General features: G+C 29.5%; 19 protein-coding genes and 1 tRNA gene. 10 read left to right on the forward strand and 10 right to left on the reverse strand.

Going from position 1 to position 21,153, the window contains the following annotated elements; genetic code table 11:
- The first annotated feature begins 91 nt into the window (after positions 1–91).
- Together gcvP and ACY2RX_RS10465 are read left to right on the forward strand one after the other, a co-directional pair.
- A complete protein-coding gene (gene gcvP / locus ACY2RX_RS10460; protein WP_490103927.1) occupies positions 92–2,935 on the forward strand; it encodes an aminomethyl-transferring glycine dehydrogenase in 2,844 nt (947 codons plus the stop codon).
- 167 nt (positions 2,936–3,102) lie between these two features.
- On the forward strand, positions 3,103–4,155 hold the full coding sequence (locus ACY2RX_RS10465; RefSeq protein ID WP_490103928.1) for an alpha-L-fucosidase: 1,053 nt from the start codon (positions 3,103–3,105) through the stop codon (positions 4,153–4,155).
- 172 nt (positions 4,156–4,327) lie between these two features.
- Here the strand turns inward: ACY2RX_RS10465 and ACY2RX_RS10470 are convergent, their stop codons facing one another.
- Positions 4,328–4,462 (reverse strand): hypothetical protein, encoded by a 135-nt coding sequence (locus tag ACY2RX_RS10470; RefSeq protein WP_490103929.1) that lies wholly within the window; start codon positions 4,460–4,462, stop codon positions 4,328–4,330.
- 271 nt (positions 4,463–4,733) lie between these two features.
- Positions 4,734–4,985, reverse strand: coding sequence for a type B 50S ribosomal protein L31 (locus tag ACY2RX_RS10475; protein ID WP_490103930.1), 252 nt, complete (start codon positions 4,983–4,985; stop codon positions 4,734–4,736).
- 250 nt (positions 4,986–5,235) lie between these two features.
- Between ACY2RX_RS10475 and ACY2RX_RS10480 the strand changes: the two genes are divergently transcribed.
- The 3 genes from ACY2RX_RS10480 to ACY2RX_RS10490 are packed head-to-tail and all read left to right on the forward strand — an operon-like array spanning position 5,236 to position 8,497.
- A complete protein-coding gene (locus ACY2RX_RS10480; protein WP_490103931.1) occupies positions 5,236–6,279 on the forward strand; it encodes a glutaminyl-peptide cyclotransferase in 1,044 nt (347 codons plus the stop codon).
- A 42-nt stretch (positions 6,280–6,321) separates the two neighbouring features.
- Positions 6,322–7,830, forward strand: coding sequence for a hypothetical protein (locus ACY2RX_RS10485; RefSeq protein WP_490103932.1), 1,509 nt, complete (start codon positions 6,322–6,324; stop codon positions 7,828–7,830).
- Positions 7,831–7,879: 49 nt separating this feature from the next.
- On the forward strand, positions 7,880–8,497 hold the full coding sequence (locus ACY2RX_RS10490; protein WP_490103933.1) for a porin family protein: 618 nt from the start codon (positions 7,880–7,882) through the stop codon (positions 8,495–8,497).
- 6 nt (positions 8,498–8,503) lie between these two features.
- Here ACY2RX_RS10490 and ACY2RX_RS10495 read toward each other — a convergent pair whose 3' ends face one another.
- Positions 8,504–9,784 carry a metal-dependent hydrolase family protein gene (locus ACY2RX_RS10495; protein ID WP_490103934.1) on the reverse strand — a complete coding sequence of 427 codons (1,281 nt, stop codon included), beginning with the start codon at positions 9,782–9,784 and terminating at the stop codon, positions 8,504–8,506.
- 64 nt (positions 9,785–9,848) lie between these two features.
- Here ACY2RX_RS10495 and ACY2RX_RS10500 point away from each other — a divergent pair, with 64 nt between their 5' ends.
- From ACY2RX_RS10500 to ACY2RX_RS10510, 3 genes are read left to right on the forward strand one after another with little or no spacing between them, the layout of a single operon-like run.
- The gene (locus ACY2RX_RS10500) at positions 9,849–10,529 is read left to right on the forward strand and encodes an SDR family NAD(P)-dependent oxidoreductase (RefSeq protein WP_490103935.1); all 681 of its coding nucleotides are present in this window, start codon (positions 9,849–9,851) and stop codon (positions 10,527–10,529) included.
- A 6-nt stretch (positions 10,530–10,535) separates the two neighbouring features.
- A complete protein-coding gene (locus ACY2RX_RS10505; RefSeq protein WP_490103936.1) occupies positions 10,536–11,132 on the forward strand; it encodes a SprT-like domain-containing protein in 597 nt (198 codons plus the stop codon).
- Complete coding sequence (locus ACY2RX_RS10510; protein ID WP_490103937.1) at positions 11,119–12,201, forward strand: mannose-1-phosphate guanylyltransferase; 1,083 nt, start codon at positions 11,119–11,121, stop codon at positions 12,199–12,201. Before ACY2RX_RS10505 ends, ACY2RX_RS10510 begins: the two co-directional genes overlap by 14 nt.
- 35 nt (positions 12,202–12,236) lie before the next feature.
- Here ACY2RX_RS10510 and ACY2RX_RS10515 read toward each other — a convergent pair whose 3' ends face one another.
- The 4 genes from ACY2RX_RS10515 to ACY2RX_RS10530 form a co-directional block, all read right to left on the reverse strand.
- Positions 12,237–13,691, reverse strand: a complete 1,455-nt coding sequence (locus tag ACY2RX_RS10515; protein ID WP_490103938.1) for a DUF389 domain-containing protein — start codon at positions 13,689–13,691, stop codon at positions 12,237–12,239.
- Positions 13,692–13,807: 116 nt separating this feature from the next.
- A tRNA-Lys gene (locus ACY2RX_RS10520) sits at positions 13,808–13,880 on the reverse strand.
- Positions 13,881–13,942: 62 nt separating this feature from the next.
- Complete coding sequence (locus tag ACY2RX_RS10525) at positions 13,943–14,710, reverse strand: ABC transporter ATP-binding protein (RefSeq protein ID WP_490103939.1); 768 nt, start codon at positions 14,708–14,710, stop codon at positions 13,943–13,945.
- Positions 14,711–14,713: 3 nt separating this feature from the next.
- Positions 14,714–15,454, reverse strand: a complete 741-nt coding sequence (locus tag ACY2RX_RS10530; RefSeq protein WP_490103940.1) for an MlaE family ABC transporter permease — start codon at positions 15,452–15,454, stop codon at positions 14,714–14,716.
- A 108-nt stretch (positions 15,455–15,562) separates the two neighbouring features.
- On the opposite strand from ACY2RX_RS10530, the gene pafA reads away from it, so the two are divergent.
- On the forward strand, positions 15,563–17,200 hold the full coding sequence (gene pafA, locus ACY2RX_RS10535) for an alkaline phosphatase PafA (RefSeq protein ID WP_490103941.1): 1,638 nt from the start codon (positions 15,563–15,565) through the stop codon (positions 17,198–17,200).
- Here pafA and ACY2RX_RS10540 read toward each other — a convergent pair whose 3' ends face one another.
- From ACY2RX_RS10540 to ACY2RX_RS10550, 3 genes are all read right to left on the reverse strand, one after another.
- Positions 17,201–17,875, reverse strand: coding sequence for a PrsW family intramembrane metalloprotease (locus ACY2RX_RS10540; protein ID WP_490103942.1), 675 nt, complete (start codon positions 17,873–17,875; stop codon positions 17,201–17,203).
- Between the two features lie 11 nt (positions 17,876–17,886).
- Positions 17,887–18,825: a citrulline utilization hydrolase CtlX gene (gene ctlX / locus ACY2RX_RS10545; RefSeq protein WP_490103943.1), complete on the reverse strand. Its 939-nt coding sequence runs from the start codon at positions 18,823–18,825 to the stop codon at positions 17,887–17,889.
- 220 nt (positions 18,826–19,045) lie between these two features.
- Positions 19,046–20,419: a tetratricopeptide repeat protein gene (locus ACY2RX_RS10550; RefSeq protein ID WP_490103944.1), complete on the reverse strand. Its 1,374-nt coding sequence runs from the start codon at positions 20,417–20,419 to the stop codon at positions 19,046–19,048.
- A 193-nt stretch (positions 20,420–20,612) separates the two neighbouring features.
- Between ACY2RX_RS10550 and pyrR the strand changes: the two genes are divergently transcribed.
- Positions 20,613–21,152 (forward strand): bifunctional pyr operon transcriptional regulator/uracil phosphoribosyltransferase PyrR, encoded by a 540-nt coding sequence (gene pyrR, locus ACY2RX_RS10555; protein ID WP_490103945.1) that lies wholly within the window; start codon positions 20,613–20,615, stop codon positions 21,150–21,152.
- The last annotated feature ends 1 nt before the right edge of the window (position 21,153 follow it).

Below are 21,153 nucleotides of genomic sequence, written 5' to 3' on the forward strand. Positions count from 1 at the left end.
TTACTTTTGATGCTCAAAATTTCTATAAATTTTGAAGATAAAGAACAACTAGCTAAATCGATTGAAATAAGCCTAAACAAAACTTGAGTTAATGAATACAAATTTGTTTCAAAACAGACATATTGGTCCAAACAAAAAAGATCAAGAAAAAATGTTATCAACCCTTAAAGTTGATAATTTAGAACAGCTAATCTACCAAACTGTTCCTGATGATATTCGCCTAAAAAACGAATTGGATTTAGCTCCAGCAATGAACGAATATGAATACTTAAATCACATTAACAAGTTAGGTACAAAAAATAAAGTTTTTAAAAGTTACATAGGTTTAGGATATCATGAAGCTATTGTACCAAGTGTAATTCAGCGTAATATTTTAGAAAATCCTGGTTGGTACACAGCATACACACCTTACCAAGCAGAAATTGCCCAAGGTCGTTTAGAAGCCTTATTAAACTATCAAACTATGGTTTGCGATTTAACAGGAATGGAAATTGCAAATGCTTCTCTTTTAGATGAAGGCACAGCTGCTGCAGAAGCAATGGCTTTATTGTTTGATGTTAGAGAAAGAGCACAAAAAAAAGCAGGTGTTAATAAGTTTTTTGTTTCTGAAGAAATTTTGCCTCAAACCTTATCAATTTTACAAACACGCGCTGTTCCTATCGGAATTGAATTGGTTATAGGAAATCATCAAGAATTTAATTTTTCTGATGATTTTTTTGGTGCCATTTTACAATATCCTGGTAAACACGGACAAGTTTATGATTATACAGATTTTGTAAACAAAGCCAATGAAAACAATATAAAAGTAGCAGTTGCTGCCGATATTTTATCGCTGGTAAAATTAAAAGCGCCAAGTGAATTTGGTGTTGATGTTGTTGTAGGCACAACCCAACGTTTTGGAATTCCTTTAGGTTATGGAGGACCTCATGCAGGTTATTTTGCTACTAAAGAAAAATACAAAAGAAGTATTCCTGGTAGAATTATTGGCGTTACCAAAGATAAAAATGGAAAACGTGCTTTAAGAATGGCGCTCCAAACTCGTGAGCAACACATTAAGCGCGAAAAAGCAACTTCTAATATTTGTACTGCACAAGTTTTACTAGCAGTTATGGCAGGTATGTACGCTGTTTATCACGGAAAAGATGGAATCCAATTTATTGCCGATAAAGTTCATACTGCAACAACTACATTAGCAAAAGCTTTAACTAGCTTAGGTTTTGAGCAAATCAACACATCTTATTTTGATACAATTATATTAAAAGTAGAAGCTCATAAATTACGCTCTGTTACAGAATCTAACAAAATCAATTTTAACTATATAGATGCTAATACTGTTGCTATTTCTTTAAATGAAACTGTAGGTTTAAAAGAAATTAATGCAATTGTAGATTGTTTTGAGCAAGCTTTTAACATAAAAGATGTTACTGTTTCAGAATTTACAACTTTAGACGTAATTCCTAACAACATAAAAAGAAACACTTCTTTTTTAGAGAACGATGTTTTTAACACGTATCAATCAGAAACCGAAATGATGCGTTATATTAAAAAACTTGAACGCAAAGATTTAGCATTAAATCACTCAATGATTTCTTTGGGTTCTTGTACAATGAAGTTAAATGCAGCATCAGAAATGCTGCCTTTAAGCAATCCTCAATGGGGCAATATTCATCCTTTTGCGCCCTTAAATCAAGCGGAAGGATATCAAGAAGTTTTAAAAAATCTTGAAAATCAATTAAATGTAATTACTGGTTTTGCAGGTACTTCTTTACAACCAAATTCTGGTGCGCAAGGTGAGTTTGCTGGTTTAATGACCATTAGAGCCTATCATCAATCAAATGGAGATACACACAGAAATATTTGCTTGATTCCTGCTTCTGCGCACGGAACAAATCCTGCGTCAGCAGTTATGGCGGGTATGAAAGTTATTGTAACCAAAACTGCAGAAAATGGTAATATTGATGTAAATGATTTACGCGAAAAAGCAGAATTACATAAAGATAATTTAGCTGCTTTAATGGTAACTTATCCATCTACACATGGTGTTTACGAAAAAGAAATTAGAGAAATCACACAGATTATTCACAATAATGGTGGGCAAGTTTATATGGATGGCGCCAATATGAATGCTCAAGTTGGGTTAACAAATCCTGCAACTATTGGCGCAGATGTTTGTCACTTAAACTTACACAAAACTTTTGCCATTCCTCATGGAGGTGGTGGCCCAGGAGTTGGTCCAATTTGTGTTGCGCCGCAATTGGTTCCGTTTTTACCTACAAATCCTGTTATTGCAACTGGTGGAGAAAATGCCATAACAGCAATATCTGCAACACCTTGGGGCTCTGCTTTAGTATGTTTAATTTCTTATGGATACATTACAATGCTGGGTGCAAAAGGTTTAACAGATGCTACTAAAAATGCCATATTGAATGCCAATTATATGAAAGAACGTTTGCACGGACATTTTGAAACATTATATACAGGCGAAGTGGGGCGTGCAGCGCATGAAATGATTATTGACTGTCGCGATTTTAAACAAAATGGTATTGAAGTGGTTGATATTGCAAAACGTTTAATGGATTATGGTTTTCACGCGCCTACAGTTTCTTTCCCTGTGGGAGGAACAATGATGATTGAACCTACTGAATCTGAAAGTTTAACAGAGTTAGATCGTTTTTGCGATGCTATGATTTCTATCAGAAAAGAAATTTCTGAAGCCACTAAAGAAGATGACAACAACCCTTTAAAAAATGCACCACATACCCAAGCTATGTTAACTGCGGATGAATGGACATTGCCCTACACAAGAAAACAAGCTGCTTTTCCTTTAGAATATATTGCAGACAACAAATTCTGGCCTTCTGTTAGAAGAGTTGATGATGCTTTTGGCGACAGAAATTTAATTTGTTCTTGTAACCCTTTAGAAGATTATATGTAAACGCGCAACGTTTTTAAGGATTGTAAAACCCTTTCATTAGTTTGAAGCGTTTTTTTGTATCAAAACAATTTTTTTCTACCTAAAAAACTAACTTTGCTTATAACAAATATAAAGCTTTTAAGCGTTACATTCGTATTAACGTTATTTATAAACAGAACATAAAAAATATGAAAAAAACAGTTTCTATATTAATTTTATCTTTAATACTTAGCAGCTTTGTTAATGCACAAGAGAAAAAAGATTTTAGTAAAGAATCAATAGAAGCATTTAATAAACGAATGCAATGGTTTAAAGATGCCAAATACGGGATGTTTATACATTTCGGTCTTTATAGCCAATTAGGAGGTATTTATAAAAATGACACCATAAAAGGTTATGCTGAGTGGATACAGGCTAAATCCGATATTGCTCCACAAGATTATGCTATGTTTATGCATTCTTTTAATCCAAAAAAATTTAATGCTGATAAGATTGTTTCTATAGCCAAAAAAGCTGGAATGAAATACATAGTAATTACCACAAAACATCATGAAGGTTTTTGTTTATGGGATAGTAAATACACTAATTTTGATGTTGCTAATACACCGTTTAAAAGAGACATACTTGCAGAACTTAGTAAAGCCTGCCGAAAAAATGGAATTAAGTTTGGTACTTATTACAGCATTATTGACTGGAATCATAGCAGCCAACAACGAAATGCTTCAGGAAATGATTATTGGGGGCGTTGGGCAAATATTCAAATGAAATCTGGTCAAAGAACAGTATATATTAAGTATATGAAAAATCAAATTAAAGAACTTATAGATAATTATGACACAGATATATTGTGGTTTGATGGAGATTGGGTTGAATGGTGGAACAACGACACAGGTATGGACCTTTACAATTACATTAGAGGATTAAAACCTAGTATTATTATTAATAACAGAGTAGCAAAACGAAATTCCTTTAAAAAAGATTTTGGCACACCAGAGCAAGAGCATCTGTCTAATAATGTTGTTTATGAATGGGAAGCTTGCTATACCATTAATGATTCTTGGGGTTTTAAAATTGATGACAATAATTGGAAATCACCACAAACAGTTTATAATAAGCTTAAAGAAATAAATAGTAATGGAGGTAATTTTCTGTTAAATGTAGGTCCAAATGGTAATGGCAGTATACCTTATAAATCTAAAGAAATATTATTAAAAGTAGGTAAAATGTTAAAAAACAATTGACACGATCCTAAAAAGTGTGTAAGTAAAATTACACTTAACCTTGGCAAAACTTAATAATAAACCTCAGCCAAACTTACAATTTTTTCATCTTTTTGTCGCCTAAAAACTTGATTGGATTTTATATCTGAAATTGAACTAAACCCAATTGCAGCAGTCATTTCTTTTGCTGTGCTTATAGTTTTATTGTTAGTGTTAGTATTGCTGATATTGATAATAAAATTATGGTTCCTATTTGTGGTATAAAATACACTAAAACTCCACATAAAATAGTAGTAATAATTAGAACTGAAAGAATTGTATTTCTCATTTTCTACAAAGTTATTTTTGAGAGGTTTAAAAATAAGCTTTTAGTTTGAGATCATAAAAATTGATGGCAAATTAGTTGCGTTAAGGATTGCATTGAAAATTGTAACGGAAAGCCTGACCGTATGGGAACGCCCAAAATTTTATAGAAATACTAAATAAGATTGTTAGATACTATACTGAAAGAAGGGATCAACACAAACAAAATAAGGGCAAGAAAAAACTCCAACAAATGAATGTTGGAGTTTTTTATTATGTTAAAAATTCTAAAAAGATTACTTTTTGAATTTTGCGTATTTACTTTTAAACTTGTCAATACGTCCTGCTGCATCAATAAGTTTAGATTTACCAGTGTAAAATGGGTGAGAAGTTCTAGAAATCTCTAATTTTACTAAAGGATACTCAACACCATCAACTTCTAAAGTTTCTTTTGTGTCTACGGTAGAACGTGTTAAAAATACATCTTCGTTAGACATATCTTTAAAAGCTACCATTCTATAATTTTCTGGATGAATTCCTTTTTTCATTTTATAATATTTTAATGTTATGTTTGCATCAGTAAAGTTGGTAAGGCTTTACTTTTCTCTAAATAGTTGTTTTTTACTATTTTGAGGATGCAAATTTAAGGATATTTTTTAATTTACAAATAAATAATTTGTTTTTATTTAGTCTTAAAGAAATATTCTGTAAAATTATGTTTCTTTTAATACCTAAAACTTGCTTTATTAAAGGCTTTTTTTGAATATTTACGTTTTAATATCTTGAAATATTTTTATGATGAAAAATGCATCTAAATTAATTTGCTTTGTTAGTGTTTTGTTTTTGATAACTTCTTGTTCTGATGTTTATAAATTTAGCTTGCAACACAAAAAGCAAGTTACTTTAAACCAAACTTTAACAGTTACTTTAAAAGAAAAAGAAGACAAGCCTGTTAACAAAGTTCAGTTTTTTGTAAATGGCAAAGAAATTTCTTCTGAAGGAAATTCTGCATCTGTAAACACAACTGGTTTAGGGGTTGGTAAACATCAAATATCTGCCTTAGTTTTTTACAAAAAAAAATCTAAAAAAGTAAATAACTTTTTTGAAGTTTTAGCTGATGTTCCTTACCAAGCTTACACCTACAAGATTATTAACTCTTATCCTCATGACTCTAAAGCATTTACACAAGGTTTAGAATATTACAATGGTTTTTTATACGAAACTACAGGAAAAAGAGGCAAATCTACGCTAAGAAAAGTTGACATTAAAACGGGTAAAGTTTTACAGAAAATAGATTTAGATAAAAAATATTTTGGTGAAGGAATGACCATTTTTAACAATAAAATTTACTGGTTAACTTGGGAAGCAAAAAAAGGTTTTATCTACAACCTAGAAACTTTTAAACAAGAAGGCGAGTTTACCTACAACAATAGCAAAAAAGGTTGGGGTTTAACTCATAATGAGAGCCAATTAATAAAATCGGATGGAACCCATAAAATTTGGTTTTTAGACAAAACCACTCAAAAAGAAATTCGATTTATTCAAGCATACAACCATAAACAGAAAATACCTCAACTCAATGAACTAGAGTTTGTTAAGGGCAAGATCTATGCAAATTATTGGCAAAAACCGTTAATATCTATAATTAATCCTAAAAATGGTGTGGTAGAAGGAATAGTAAATTTATCTGGATTGGTAAAAGAAATGGAAAAAACTCAAAAGCTAGTTCCACAAGATGAAGTTTTAAATGGCATTGCTTTTGATGCAGAAAACAATAGATTATTTGTTACAGGAAAAAATTGGGAAAAATTATTTGAAATTGAATTGGTAAAAAAACAATAATCAACTTAATAAAAAGTTCTATTTTTATACAAAATTGATTTTATGAGATATTTATTGACTTTTTTGGTTTGTATAGTTCTTATTTCTGTAAGTTCATGTAGAAAAGATTTTGAAACAATACCTAGTTTTGGCAAATTACAATTCTCTAAAGACACCGTTTTTTTAGATACTGTTTTCACAAATATTGGTTCATCAACTTATAATTTAAAAGTATATAACAGAGAAAACAAAGCCATTACTATACCTCAAATAAAATTAGAAAACGGCACTAATTCTAACTACAGATTAAATGTAGATGGTATTCCTGGCAAAGATTTTAACAATATAGACATACTTGCCAACGATAGTATTTTTGTTTTTGTAGAAACAACTATTGATGTTAATAATGTTCCAAATCCGCTTTATACTGATAGAATTTTATTTGACAACGGAAACAATCAACAAGATGTAGATTTAGTTACACTTGTACAAGATGCTAATTTTATTTATCCTGGCAAAGATGCCATTACTATGAAAATAGAGAATTTAACTTTAGACGGAAAACAGACCTCTATAAAAGGTAGATTTTTAAAAGATAAAGAACTCTCTTTTACAAACACAAAACCCACAGTTATTTATGGTTTTGCTGCGGTTTCTGCTAATAAGACATTAACAATAGATGCTGGTGCAAAAATTCATTTTCATAATAATTCTGGTTTAATCATTGATAAAAAAGCCACCTTAAAAGTTAATGGAACTTTATCTGACAAAGTAACTTTTGAAGGCGATAGATTAGAGCATCGTTTTAATAATGTGCCAGGACAATGGGGTGCCATTTGGATGCGTGCAGGAAGTAAAAACAACGAAATTAAACACGCAATTATAAAAAATGCAATTATAGGAATTATTGTAGATAGCATTGGTTCTACAACAAATCCTACTTTAAAATTACAGAATTCAGAAATTTACAACCACTCCAATTACGGAATTTTGGGTAGAGAAACCAATATAGAAGCTCATAACTTAGTTATTGGTAACGCAGGGCAAACTTCTTTGGCTGCAACAATTGGCGGCACTTACAATTTTACGCACTGTACTTTTGCTAACTATTGGAACAATGGTTTACGTCAATTACCAACGGTTTTAGTAAATAATTTTTTTACTTATAAAGATAATGCAGGTAAAGAAATTACAAAAACTAGAGATTTAAAAGCGGCTAATTTTACCAATTGTATTTTTGATGGAAACAACAATGTAGAATTTGTTTTAGATAAAGTAGATGGTGGAGGTTTGTTTAATTACAACATTAGTAATTCTATGCTTAAATTTAACGACACTAATGGTTCTTTTAAAGATAATAAAGAACTCGATTTTACGAGTTCATTTTATCAAAATATCATCTTAAATAAAAATCCACATTTTAGAGATACTCAAAAAAATGATTTTATTATAGGTGAAAAATCTGATGCTATTAACAAAGCAAAATCAACCCTATTTACTTTAGATATTTTAGGCGTTAATAGAAGTGCTGCTCCTGATATTGGAGCGTATCAACATATTACCTTTAAGTAGATACACAAATTTTACTATGAAAAGAAAACTACTATTGTTCTGTTTTACATTGATTACTTTCCAAGTAATTGGACAAAATAAAAAAATTGATTTTGGTGTTAAAACCGGAATAAATTATTCAAAATATTTTCCAAATAATACTTTAAACGGACAAGAGATTTCTGATTACAACAGAAAATTAAGTTATTATGGAGGGTTTTTTCTTTGTTTAAATGTTGGTGATAAATTTAGCTTTCAGCCAGAAATTTTATTTTCAGAACAAGGAACTGAAATATTAATTGAAAACATTAGTGTAACAGATAAAAATGGAGCTTTACTTGGTAAGGGTAATTATAGAGTTCATTTTATAGATTACACTATAGCACTACCATTAAACTTCAAGTACAAAGCTTTTCAGAAACTTTTTTTAGAAGCAGGGTTTCAATTTGAATATATTTTGAAATCAAAATCTATTATTAAAGAAGATCCTCTTTTAACTTTTACAGGAAACCCAAGTCCAAATTCTAATATTGAAAATGGTAATTTTGATATTGGTAGTATTTTAGGATTAAGCTATCAGTTAAACAGTAAAATAGATATCTCTTTTAGAAATTTTATTGGTTTTATTAAAAAAGATAATAATGCCAAAACAATTGTTTCTTATCTAGGAATTCAATACAAACTATAAAGTATCTTATTTTTTATAAACCACGCCATTTTTCATCACAAAAACTACATTTTCCATTGTAGTAATATTTTTTGTAGGATCATCATCAACAGCAATAATATCGGCAAAAAAGCCTTTTTTAATTTGTCCTATTTTAGTTGACATTTTTAAAATTTTTGCATTTGTAATGGTTGCAGATTGTATCGTTTCTATTGCTGGCATTCCTGCTGCTACCATATAACCAAATTCTTTTGCATTATTACCGTGTTTAAAAACACCTGCATCTGTTCCGAATGCAATTCCTACTCCTTTTTTATACGCTCTTGCAAAAGTTCCTTGTATTTGAGGACCAACAGCTAAAGCTTTTGGCACAACAATATCAGGGTAAAAACCTTTAACCTTTGCCTTTTCTGCAACTTCTTTTCCAGCAGTAATTGTTGGCACTAAATAAGCATTGTGCTTTTTCATTAACTCCATCGTTTTATCACTCATATAAGTACCGTGTTCAATAGTTTTTACGCCACCAATAATGGCACGTTGCATACCTTCATCTCCATGTGCATGGGCAGCTACGTGCATTCCATAATCTTTTGCAGTATCGCAAATAGCTTTTACTTCTTCAATCGTAAACTGAGGATTATCACCAGATTTTGCCACACTTAAAACTCCGCCTGTAGCCGTAATTTTTATACAATCTGCGCCATTTTTATAACGTTGTCTTACCGCTTTTTTTGCATCTTCAACAGAATTTACAACACCTTCTTTTGGTCCAGGATTACCAATTAGTTTTCTACTACTTCCGTTTGTAGGATCTGCATGACCGCCTGTAGTTGCCAAAGATTTACCTGCCGTAAAAACTCTTGATCCTGGAATTTTACCTGCTTTTATTGCTTTGGCTAAAGAGATATTAACTCCAGAACCACCTAAATCTCTAACTGTTGTAAATCCACTTAGTAAAGTTAGTTTTGCAAAGTTCACAGAATTATAGGCAACATCAGCTTCATTTAATATATACTTTTTTATACGCGATTTTTTATCATATTCGTGTTCTATATGCACATGCATATCAATTAAACCTGGCATTACAACTTTATCTTTTAAATTGATAGTTTTTGCAGTTTTACTCTTTGTCATTGCATAACCATCTAAAACACCAATTATTTTATTTCTTTTAACAATGATGGTTTTTTTTGATTCAATTTTACCCGATTTTGTATCAATTAATTTTCCGCATAAAATATAAGTTGTTTGCGCAATCGAATTTTGGAAAATGAATATTGTAAAAAGAAGAGTTATTATTTTTTTCATTTGAATACGTTTTGTCTTTAAATGTATGAAAAAATGATTAGATTGCTTCTTTAAAAATAATAAAATGAAAAACGTTGTTATTACAGGAACCAGCAGAGGAATTGGTTTTGAATTAGCACAACAATTTGCTGAAAATGGTTATCAAGTTTTGGCTTTATCAAGAAATTCTAAACCTATTTCTAAGATCAATCATAAAAATATAACGGCTCTTTCTGTTGATATTTCTAATAATTCTGATTTATTAAAAGTTTCAAATTTTATAAAAAAGAATTGGAAACAAGTCGATATTTTAATAAACAATGCAGGAAAATTAATAAACAAACCTTTTACAAAATTAACTTCTAATGATTTTTTAGAAGTTTATAAAGTAAATGTTTTTGCGGTTGCAGAATTAACCAAACTCATAATTACAACTATGCAAAAAGGTGCTCATGTGGTTACTATTAGTTCTATGGGAGGCATTCAAGGAAGTATGAAATTCCCTGGATTAGCAGCTTATTCATCCGCCAAAGGCGCAGTAATTACTTTATCAGAATTATTAGCAGAAGAATACAAAGAACAACAAATTTCGTTTAATGTTTTGGCTCTTGGCGCTGTACAAACAGAAATGTTAGAAGAAGCATTTCCTGGATATAAAGCTCCTACTTCTGCCAAAGAAATGGCAAATTATATTTATGATTTCTCTTTAACAGGAAATAAATTTTATAATGGTAAAGTATTGCAAGTTTCATCTACAACTCCATAGTTTTTTTTGAATACAAAATATCAAAAATACATCCCAGAAAAAGCAATTCCGTTTGTTCAATTTTTAGTTGATGAGCATCATTTTATCTTAAAAATTGTAAATCAAAGGCAAACCAAACATGGCGATTTTAGAAAACTTGCTAATGGAAAATTTCAAATTACGGTTAATAATAACTTAAATAAACATCAGTTTTTACTAACTTTAATACACGAAATTGCACACCACGTCACACATCAAAAATTTGGACGCGTGCAACCTCATGGTAAAGAATGGAAAGCTATTTTTCAGCACTTAATGTTGCCTTTTTTACATCCTGAAATTTATCCGAAAGAAATATTACCTTTCTTGGCAAAATATTTAAAAAACCCAAAAGCAAGTACAGATACAGACGTTAATTTATCGTTAGCATTAAAAGGAAATGTTGCTGATACAGGAAAGAGTTTTATCTTTGAAATTCCTATTGATAGTTATTTTGAATTTAAAAATACAATCTATAAAAAAGGAAATAAACGTAGAACACGAGTTGAATGTTTGAATATGAGCAATAAAAAAGTGTATCTCTTTAATAAAAATGTAGAAGTAAAACTATATGAAAACAAATAAAAATTATTACGCAGTTATAATGGCAGGTGGTGTTGGCTCTCGATTTTGGCCAATGAGTACTCAAGAAAACCCAAAACAATTTCATGATATGCTTGGAGTTGGACAAAGTTTAATTCAACGTACTTTTGAGAGAATTAATGAGCTTGTTCCATCAAAAAATATTTTAATTGCCACTAATGAGCGTTATGAAAATTTAGTGTTAAAACAACTGCCAAAAACCACTAAAAAACAATTATTATTAGAGCCATCTATGAGAAATACTGCTCCTTGTATTTTATATGCTGCTTTAAAAATATATCAAGAAAATCCTGATGCAGTAATATTGGTTGCTCCTTCTGATCATTGGATTGATAATGAAACAGAATTCATAAACAACATACAAACTTCGTTTGATGCTTGTGCTAAAGATGATATTTTAATGACTCTTGGAATTCAGCCAGACTCACCTAATACTGGTTATGGATACATACAATTTAACAAAGAAAAATCAGCAATAAAAAAAGTAAAAAGCTTTAGAGAAAAACCTAATTTAGAAACTGCCAAAGAGTTTTTAGCAAGCGGAGATTATCTTTGGAACGCAGGTATTTTTGTTTGGTCTGCAAAAAGTATTTTAAATGCTTTTAAAGAATATTTACCAGAAATGGTTGCTATTTTAGATGATGGTAACAATGTTTATAATTCTGATTTTGAGGATGATTTTATCAAAAGCAACTATAGTAAATGTCAGAATATTTCTATTGATTTTGGGATTATGGAACAAGCAAAAAATGTACACGTTTTACCAGTAGATTTTGGCTGGAATGACTTAGGAACTTGGGGTTCTTTGTACAATAAATTAGAAAAAGATGATGCAAAAAATGCATCTGTAGGTTCTCAAACAATTTTTAGAGATGCCAATGGAAATATGATAAGAACTCAATCTGGCAAAAAAGTAGTGATACAAGGTTTACAAGACTTTATTGTTGTAGAAAAAGAAGATGTGCTTTTAATTTGTCCTAAAAAAGATGAACAAGATATAAAACAAATTGTTACAGAAGTAAAAAACACTTTTGGCGATGAATTTGCTTAAAATTAAAAAGGCTTCCAAATTGGAAGCCTTTTTAATTATTCTCTTTTTATAAATAAAGTATCTAATTCCATTTCTTTTTGAAGCCAGCTTCTTAATTCTCGTTCTTTTGGAGATATAAAACTATCAGAAAGTTTGCTATTCCATTTAATATTAATAATAGGAATTGTATCAATATTAATAAAATCTTTAGAAGACAATACATTTGCAAAACCAATTTCTTCTATTTCATTATACCTAATTTTTGCATCTTTAGATATTCTACTAAAAGCAATTACTTTTTGATTTTTATTTAAAGCATCTTCTTCTATTCTTTGATTAAGAGTGGTAATGGTATTTTGTAAATCTTCAATTTGTTTTTGCAAACCAGCAATAATGTTGTCTTTTTTATCATTTTGATAGATTGCCCTATCATAAGCTTCTGAAATTTTATCAAAACTTCTGTTTTTATTTCCATTAATTTCTAAATCAAAATCGATAATTTTAGCATAGTTTTTTAATTCATTTCTTAAATCAGCTTCAGTAGCTTCGTTAATTTCGCCATTAAAATAAAGTGTAATCTTTTTTTCACTTGTATTTAAAGTGCCGTTCTGAAACCAAAGTTCTCTATTCGATTTTACTTCATTCATTAAATAACTATTATAATCATTCTCAAAACCACTTTTTTTAAGAACTCTTAAAAAAGTAATTGTTGGATATATCATAACTATGATAGCCACTAAAGATGCAATTTGCGCAATACGTTTTCTCTTTTGCGAATTTGCATATCTTAACATTGGGAAACGCAACAATTTTAAAACTAAAAAAGTTGCTAGAGCTATAAAAATTGTATTTATAGTAAATAAATTCATTGCTCCTAAAAAGTAGGTAAAATTGCCATTTGCTAAGCCATAACCAGCCGTACACAAAGGAGGCATTAAAGCTGTAGCAATTGCCACACCAAAAATTACAGAAGCAATGGTTCCTTTTTTTGTTCTTGCAATAATTAAGGCCAATCCTCCAAAAAATGCAATTAATACATCTCTAATGTCGGGTGATGTTCTACCTAATAATTCAGATGTTTCTTGGTTTCCTAAAGGAAAAAACTTAAAAAATAAATACGCCGTTAACAAACTTAAAACGATCATTGTAATAAGGTTAATTAACGATTTTTTAAGCGTATCTATATCGTTAATTCCTATGGATAAACCAATTCCTAAAATTGGTCCCATTAATGGTGAAATTAACATTGCTCCAATTACCACAGCTGTAGAATTTGCATTTAAACCTACAGAAGCAACAAAAATTGAACAGATTAAAATCCATGCTGTGGCACCTTTTAAAGGGATATCAGATTTTATGGCATCTATTGTAGTATCATAATCTGTATCTTCTCTAAAATCTAAAAGTTCTTTTAGGTATTTTTTTACACTAGAAAACAAACCTCTAGCATCTTTTTTAATTTCTTGTTTAGAATTCTCAACACCTTCTTTATTGGAGTTATTTTCTTCCATCAAATTTTTAAATTATTATAATTGTTGGAAAGATACAAAAAATTAAAAATGGCAATAAAGAGGATTAAAAAAATTTGACATAAAAAAAGCTTCACAAAATTGTGAAGCTTTTAATGTGACCGGGCTGGGGCTCGAACCCAGGACCCTCTCCTTAAAAGGGAGATGCTCTACCAACTGAGCTACCAGGTCATTCTTTTTCGTTTTAGCGGCTGCAAATATATATCTTATTTTATAAAAAACAAATCAATTTTTTATTTTGTTTCATTTAAATATGCTTCTCTTACTTTTTTAAATAAATTAGAAGAATACACAAAGTTAACAACTGCCTCATTATCAGTTTTAAATATATCTTTGCTACTACCTTCCCAAGCTTTTCTTCCGTCTTTTAAAAAAATTATTTTTTCTCCAATTTCCATAACAGAATTCATATCATGGGTATTAATTACAGTTGTAATATTATATTCGTCTGTAATTTCTTGTATTAAATTATCAATAACAATGGCAGTTTTTGGATCTAATCCAGAATTGGGTTCATCACAAAATAAATATTTAGGATTCATTACAATAGCTCTAGCAATGGCAACTCTTTTTTGCATTCCTCCAGATAATTCTGCGGGTAATTTTTTATTAGAATTAGCTAGGTTAACTCGTTTTAAAACAAAATTAACTCGCTCTAACATTTCTTCTTCAGATTTGCTTGTAAACATTTTTAGAGGAAACATGACGTTTTCTTGTACAGTTTGAGAATCAAACAAAGCACTACCTTGAAAAACCATTCCAATTTCTTGCCTCCATTGTTGCTTTTGGTCTGCTGTAAATTGTGTGTTTATTCTACCATCAAAAGAAATTGTACCTTCTTCTGGAGTATGTAAACCAATTAAAGATTTTAAAAATACTGTTTTACCAGAACCACTTTGCCCAATTATTAAACTTGTTTTTCCTGGATGAAACGTTGCAGAAATTCCTTTTAACACTTTAACATCACCAAAACCTTTGTGTAAATTTTTAACTTCTATCATTTTTTATGTTAACAGCATTTGAGTTAAAAAATAATTTGCAATTACAATTAAAATGGTAGTCCAAACCACAGATTGCGTACTTGCTCTACCTACAGCTATTGATCCTCCTTTAACATAATATCCATGATAAGAAGGTACAGTTGTTATTAAAAATGCAAAAACTAATGTTTTAATAATTGCATAAAAAAGTAAGAATGGTTTAAAATCTGTTTGTATACCTTCTATATAATCTGCTCCTGAAAACAAACCAGAAAGCACTCCAGCAATCCATCCCCCTAAAATTCCTAAAAACATACCAATAGCAATTAAAAAAGGATAAAAAAGAATTGCTGCTAAAATTTTAGGTAAAACTAAATGATTTAAAGAATTAATGCCCATAACTTCTAGAGCATCTATTTGCTCTGTAACGCGCATTGTACCTATACTTGATGTAATATAAGAACCTACTTTACCTGCTAAAATAATAGAACAAAAAGTTGGAGCAAACTCAAGAATAATAGATCTTTTAGCCGCAAAACCAATTAATGATTTTGGTATAAATGGATTGTCTAAATTTAAAGCTGTTTGTAGCGCAATAACTCCTCCTATAAAAAAAGAAATAAACATTATTATACCTAAAGATTTTAAACCTAAATCTTCAATTTCTTTAAAAAAAGCTTCATAGAACATTTTTCCGCGCTGAGGTCTTCTAAAAACTCTGCCCAGCATCAGAAAATATTTACCTATATGTTCTAAATAATTCATAGAATTAAATTTTATGCTAAAGTATTAAATTATCATTAATAGGATGTTAAATTAGGCGCATCAAAGTAAAAAATAATTACTTTTGATATTATATTCAATTATCATATTATGAAATTCAAATTACTTTTATTATTTTTAAGTTCTTTTTTGATGCTAGCTTGTTCTAAACAAGAACAACCAAAGAAACCAAAATTAGTTGTAGGAATTGTTATAGATCAAATGAGATATGACTATTTAACAAAATTTGCAGATAGATATGGAAAAGACGGTTTTAACAGAATTTTAAAAAACGGATTTTCATTAGAAAACGCTCATTATAACTATATACCAACTTATACTGCTGTTGGACATACATCAATTTATACAGGAACAACACCCAGTGAACACGGAATTATTTCTAACAATTGGTATGATAAATTTTTAAAAAAATCTATTTATTGCGTAGATGATGCCAACTATAAAACCATTGGAAATAATGGTGAAACTGGTAATAAATCACCTAAAAGATTATTTACATCAACAATTACAGATCAACTGCATTTAGCACAAAATATGCAAGGAAAAACAATTGGTATTTCTATAAAAGATAGATCTGCAATTTTACCTGCTGGTCATTCTGCAAATGCTGCTTTTTGGTATGATGGTGGTAATTTTAATACGTGGATTACCAGTACTTTTTATATGAATGAATTACCAAAATGGGTAAAAGAATTTAATGAGAATAATAAAGCTGATGAGTATCTAAATAAAAATTGGGAAACTTTATACGATATAAAAAGTTACACTAATAGCAGAAATGATGATAATATTTTTGAAGGCAAATTTACAGGACAAAAATCACCAACTTTTCCGAAAGATTTAAAATCTTTACGAGTAAAAAATGGGAATTTTGATTTGTTAAAATCAATTCCTGCAGGAAATACTTTTACTGCTGATTTTGCAAAAGCCGCCATAATTGGCGAGAATCTTGGTAAAAATAAACACACAGATTTCTTAGCATTAAGCTTTTCATCTACAGATTATATTGGTCATAAATATGGCGTTTCTGCTATAGAAACCGAAGACACCTACTTACGTTTAGACAAAGATTTGGCAGATTTATTTCAGTTTTTAGACCAACAAGTAGGTAAAGAAAATTATACTTTATTTTTAACTGCAGATCATGCTGCTGTGCACGTTCCTGCTTATTTACAATCTTTAAAAATTCCTGCTCATTATTTAAACATTCAAAAGTTTAGAGAGTTTGTTTTGGCTGTGACAAAAAAATATTTTAACTCTACTGAATTGATAGAAAATGTTTCTAATTATCAAATATTTTTAAACAAAGAAAAAATTGAAGCCTTAAAATTAGATATAAATACGGTTGCTCAAAAACTAGCAGATGAAGTTGTTAATTTTGATGGAATTTACAAAGCTGTTACCGCTAGAACTTTACAAACTACAAACTTTACTACTGGCATTTTAAATTCGCTTCAAAATGGATACAATCAAAAATTATCTGGTGATGTTTTAATGATTCCTAATCCTGCAACTTTAATAAGAGGAAGAACAGGCACAAGCCATGGTTCTGGTTATTCATATGATACGCATGTGCCAATTATTTTCTACGGAAATGGAATTAAAAAAGGAGCATCTGCAAAAAAATATAATATTACAGATATTGCTCCAACAATAGCAAATCTACTTAAAATTGAAGCTCCAAATGGTACAAATGGTGTTGTAATTGATGAAGTTTTAAAGAAATAATTACGCTTTAAAATGAGAATTTGTTTGATGTTTTTTTATCGCTTTTTTAGATAAAATTATTCCTATAATTAGAGAAACAAATGCTCCTGTAGAAATACCTGGAATAAAATCAATAAATAAGAAAAAATCATACGCTCCATGGAAAAGTGTTGCCAATAAAAGACCTACTAAATTTAGTTTTATTCTATTTTTAGAAAACTTTGCTTTGCCCATAAAATACCCCATCAAAATAGCAAATGTTGCATGTGCTGGCACTGCTGTAAAAGCTCTTGTAACTCCTGTTGCTACTCCATATTGAAAAACATATAAAACATTTTCTAAAGCTGCAAATCCCATAGAAACCATAACTGCGTAAACAATACCATCAAAAGGTTCGTTAAACTCTTTGTTTCTTTGTGCATAATATTTAACAATGATGTATTTAGAAAACTCTTCTACCAAAGCAACCACAAAAAACGCTTGTAAAAACTGTTGAAAAATACTGGTTTTATCTGTTAAAGGAATTATTTTACTAGCTAAAATCCCTAAAATTGCAGTTACTAAAATACTAGCAGTTGCGCCTAACAAAAAGTTTTTAAATAAAAATTTTACGGGTTCTTTTTCAAACTTATCTTTAAAATAAATATATAAAATAACAATGGTTACAGGTGCAATAGCTAAAAGCAGTAGATTCATAAAGTAAAAGATTAACTTCTTCTAGGCAAAAAAACTTCTGCCATCATACAACGTGCGCTACCACCACCACAAGCCTCTATAGTATTTAAAGAACTAGCTATTATTTTACAATGATTGTTTATTTGTGCTTTTTGAGACTGCGTTAAACTTTTAAAAGCAGCTTGACTCATTATTAAAAAACGTTCTTCATTTTTACCACGAACTTGTAACATATTTCCTGCAAAATTATTGACCTGTTCTTCAGAAATATCAATTACTTTTTTGCCATCTTCTTTTAGATGTTTTAACAAGTTTTTACGTTCTTTTTTATCATCTATAGAAGATAAACAAACTATTGCAAAAGTTTCTGCAACACACATCATAACATTAGTATGATAAATGGCTTCTCTATTACCATTTACAGTTTGATTGGCTGTAAAAATTACGGGTGTATATTCAAAATCTTCGCAAAATTCTATAAACAAATCTTCATCTGCTCTTGGAGATAAAGCGCAATATGCTTTTTTATTTTCACGATCTAAAATCATACTTCCTGTACCTTCTAAAAAGATATTATCATCTTCTGCTGAAGTATAATCAACAATATTTTCTATTAAAAAACCTTCGTTTTCTAATTGCTCTAAAACATCTTCACGCCTTTCTAAACGTCTATTTTTTGCAAACATTGGGTATAATGCAACTGTACCATCTGCGTGAAAAGAAATCCAATTATTAGGAAAAATTGAGTCTGGAGTATCAAACTCATCAGTATCAGAAACTACCACTACATTTATTCCAAAGCTTTCTAACTTTTCTACATAAGCATCAAATTCGTTTTGGGCTTTTGTATTTACTGTTGATGGCAAAATACCCTCAATTACTTTTTGATAATAATTATTTACAGCAGTTTGTTCATTCATCCTAAAATTAATTGGACGAACCATTAAAATAGTATTGGTAGTTTGTTGCATTTCTTTTTTAATTTGTGCGTAAAATTATATATTTTTAAGTTGATATTTTACATCTCTAAGAAATAATCTTGTTTGCTTTAAAAATTTAAAAAATAACTTAGTATTTTATTGATTAAAAAAAATGCTTTTCATCTCTAAAGAGGTTTTATAGCGTAGATTATTCTAACTATTTAGAGCAAAACATTTTGGAAGTAAAAAAATTGATTTTAGTAGGTAAAATTTATTGCTCCATCGCTTTTTTAAAATCTTTTAAAAGCTTTTGTACTTCTTTAGTATCAAACACAATAGGAAATAATTCATTTAAGATTGTATGATAATCGTAATCAATTTTTAAAGCAGCAATTAAATGGTTAAAACCATACTTTTCTTTATTCAAAAGAAAAAACAAACCTGCTAATCTGTATTCTATTTCTGCAAAATTTTTATAAATTTTTTGTGCTTTGTATAAGGTATTTATTGCGTCATTAAACTCGCCTATAAAACACAAAACATCTGTTAGACTAATGTAAATTTCTAAAGATTCATCATTTAAATTTAAACATTTTTGAAAACCAGTTAAAGCTTCTTCATAAAAATTTAATTTTAAATTAATTTCTGAATAACGCTTCCAATACAAAGCATTATCTTCTTCAATTTTTAACGCTTTAGAAATATAGTAAGATGCTTTTTGATAGTTTTTTTGCTGGTAATAGAGGTTTGTTAGTAAAATCCAACCTTTATCTAGCAAAGGATCTTCATGTACCGCCTTTTTATAAAAAGAAATTGCTTTATCAAAATTACCTAATTTTTCATAACACTCTCCTATTCTAACGTAAGCAAAAGCAGTGGCATCATCTAATTCTAAAGTAATTAAGTAATTATCTATGGCTTCTTTATATTGTGCTAATTGTTCTAAAGTTTTGGCTTTTTCTAAATATCCACCAATAAAAGATTCATCAATAATAACAGCATAATCAAAGGCAGTTAAAGCCTCTTTATACATATCTAAAATAAAATACTGTCTTCCTAATTGATGCCAAGCAACCTCGCAATAAGGATTAATATCTATGTAAGAATTTAAATATTTTATGGCTGCTTTATGTTCTTTTTGCATATCAAAACAGTACACCACATTGTACAAGGCAGAATAATCTTCATAATCTACATCTATACATTTTGCAAAATTTAAACGCGCATTTTCAAAATCGTCTAAATACAAATATTCCATCCCTAATAAAGACCAAACATCAACTTTATCGTTTGTAAATGCCAATGCTTGTTTTAAAAACTCGATGGCTTTTTTATGATTTCCTTTTTTTGAACTAATGGTTGATTTCTGAATAAAAACCTCATCATTATTAGGTTCTAAACGCTCAATCCTTTTTAATAAAATAGACGCTTTATCTAACTCATCTTCAAAAATATAAAGCTCTACTCGCAATAATTTTAAATCTACAGAAGCAGGATGTTGTTGCAAGCCTAATTTTACAGCTTTTTTAGCCAAAGTATGTTTGCCAACATCTAAATAGTGAATGATAATTTCTTCAAACTCAACCAAATCGAAAAAGTAAACTGAATTGGTTTTGAGCATGGATTCAAATTTTAATAGAGACATAACTATGAGATTTGAATTATTAGATTAAAAGTACTACAACTCTTATACCGCTTTTAATTTTGATTAATTTGTTTTCAACAATTTAATTAACAAAACCCAACAACTTATTTAGTACTTATAAATTTTGCATATACATTTATTTGCAGTAATTTTGGTTTTCAATAACTAACAAGCTAATTTAGATAGCTTTCTTATGAGCAAAAAAACCTTACTTAACTCAAAAGATATTGAAATAATTTTACATCGATTGGCGTGTCAGTTAATCGAAAATCATAACGATTTTTCTAATACAGTTTTAATTGGCTTACAACCAAGAGGCAGTTTTTTAGCCAATAGATTAGCAGATTTATTAAAAAATAACTATAAGGTTAAAGATTTACAAATAGGGCTTTTAGACATCACTTTTTATAGAGATGATTTTAGAAGAAGAGAGGCACCTTTAACTGCAACTGCTACAAAAATGGACTTTTTAATTGAAGGCAAAAATGTGGTTATTATTGATGATGTTTTATACTCTGGAAGAAGTGTTAGAGCTGCATTAACTGCAATGCAAGCTTATGGCAGGCCAGATAATATTGAATTATTAGTTTTAATTGACAGACGTTTTAGCAGGCATTTGCCCATTCAGCCAGATTATAGAGGCAGACAGGTTGATGCTATTAATGAAGAAAAAGTTTTGGTCTCTTGGAAAGAAACACATAAAAAAGACGCAGTCTATATAGAATATAAATAAC

It is taken from the genome of Polaribacter sp. 2405UD43-2, from assembly GCF_058147125.1.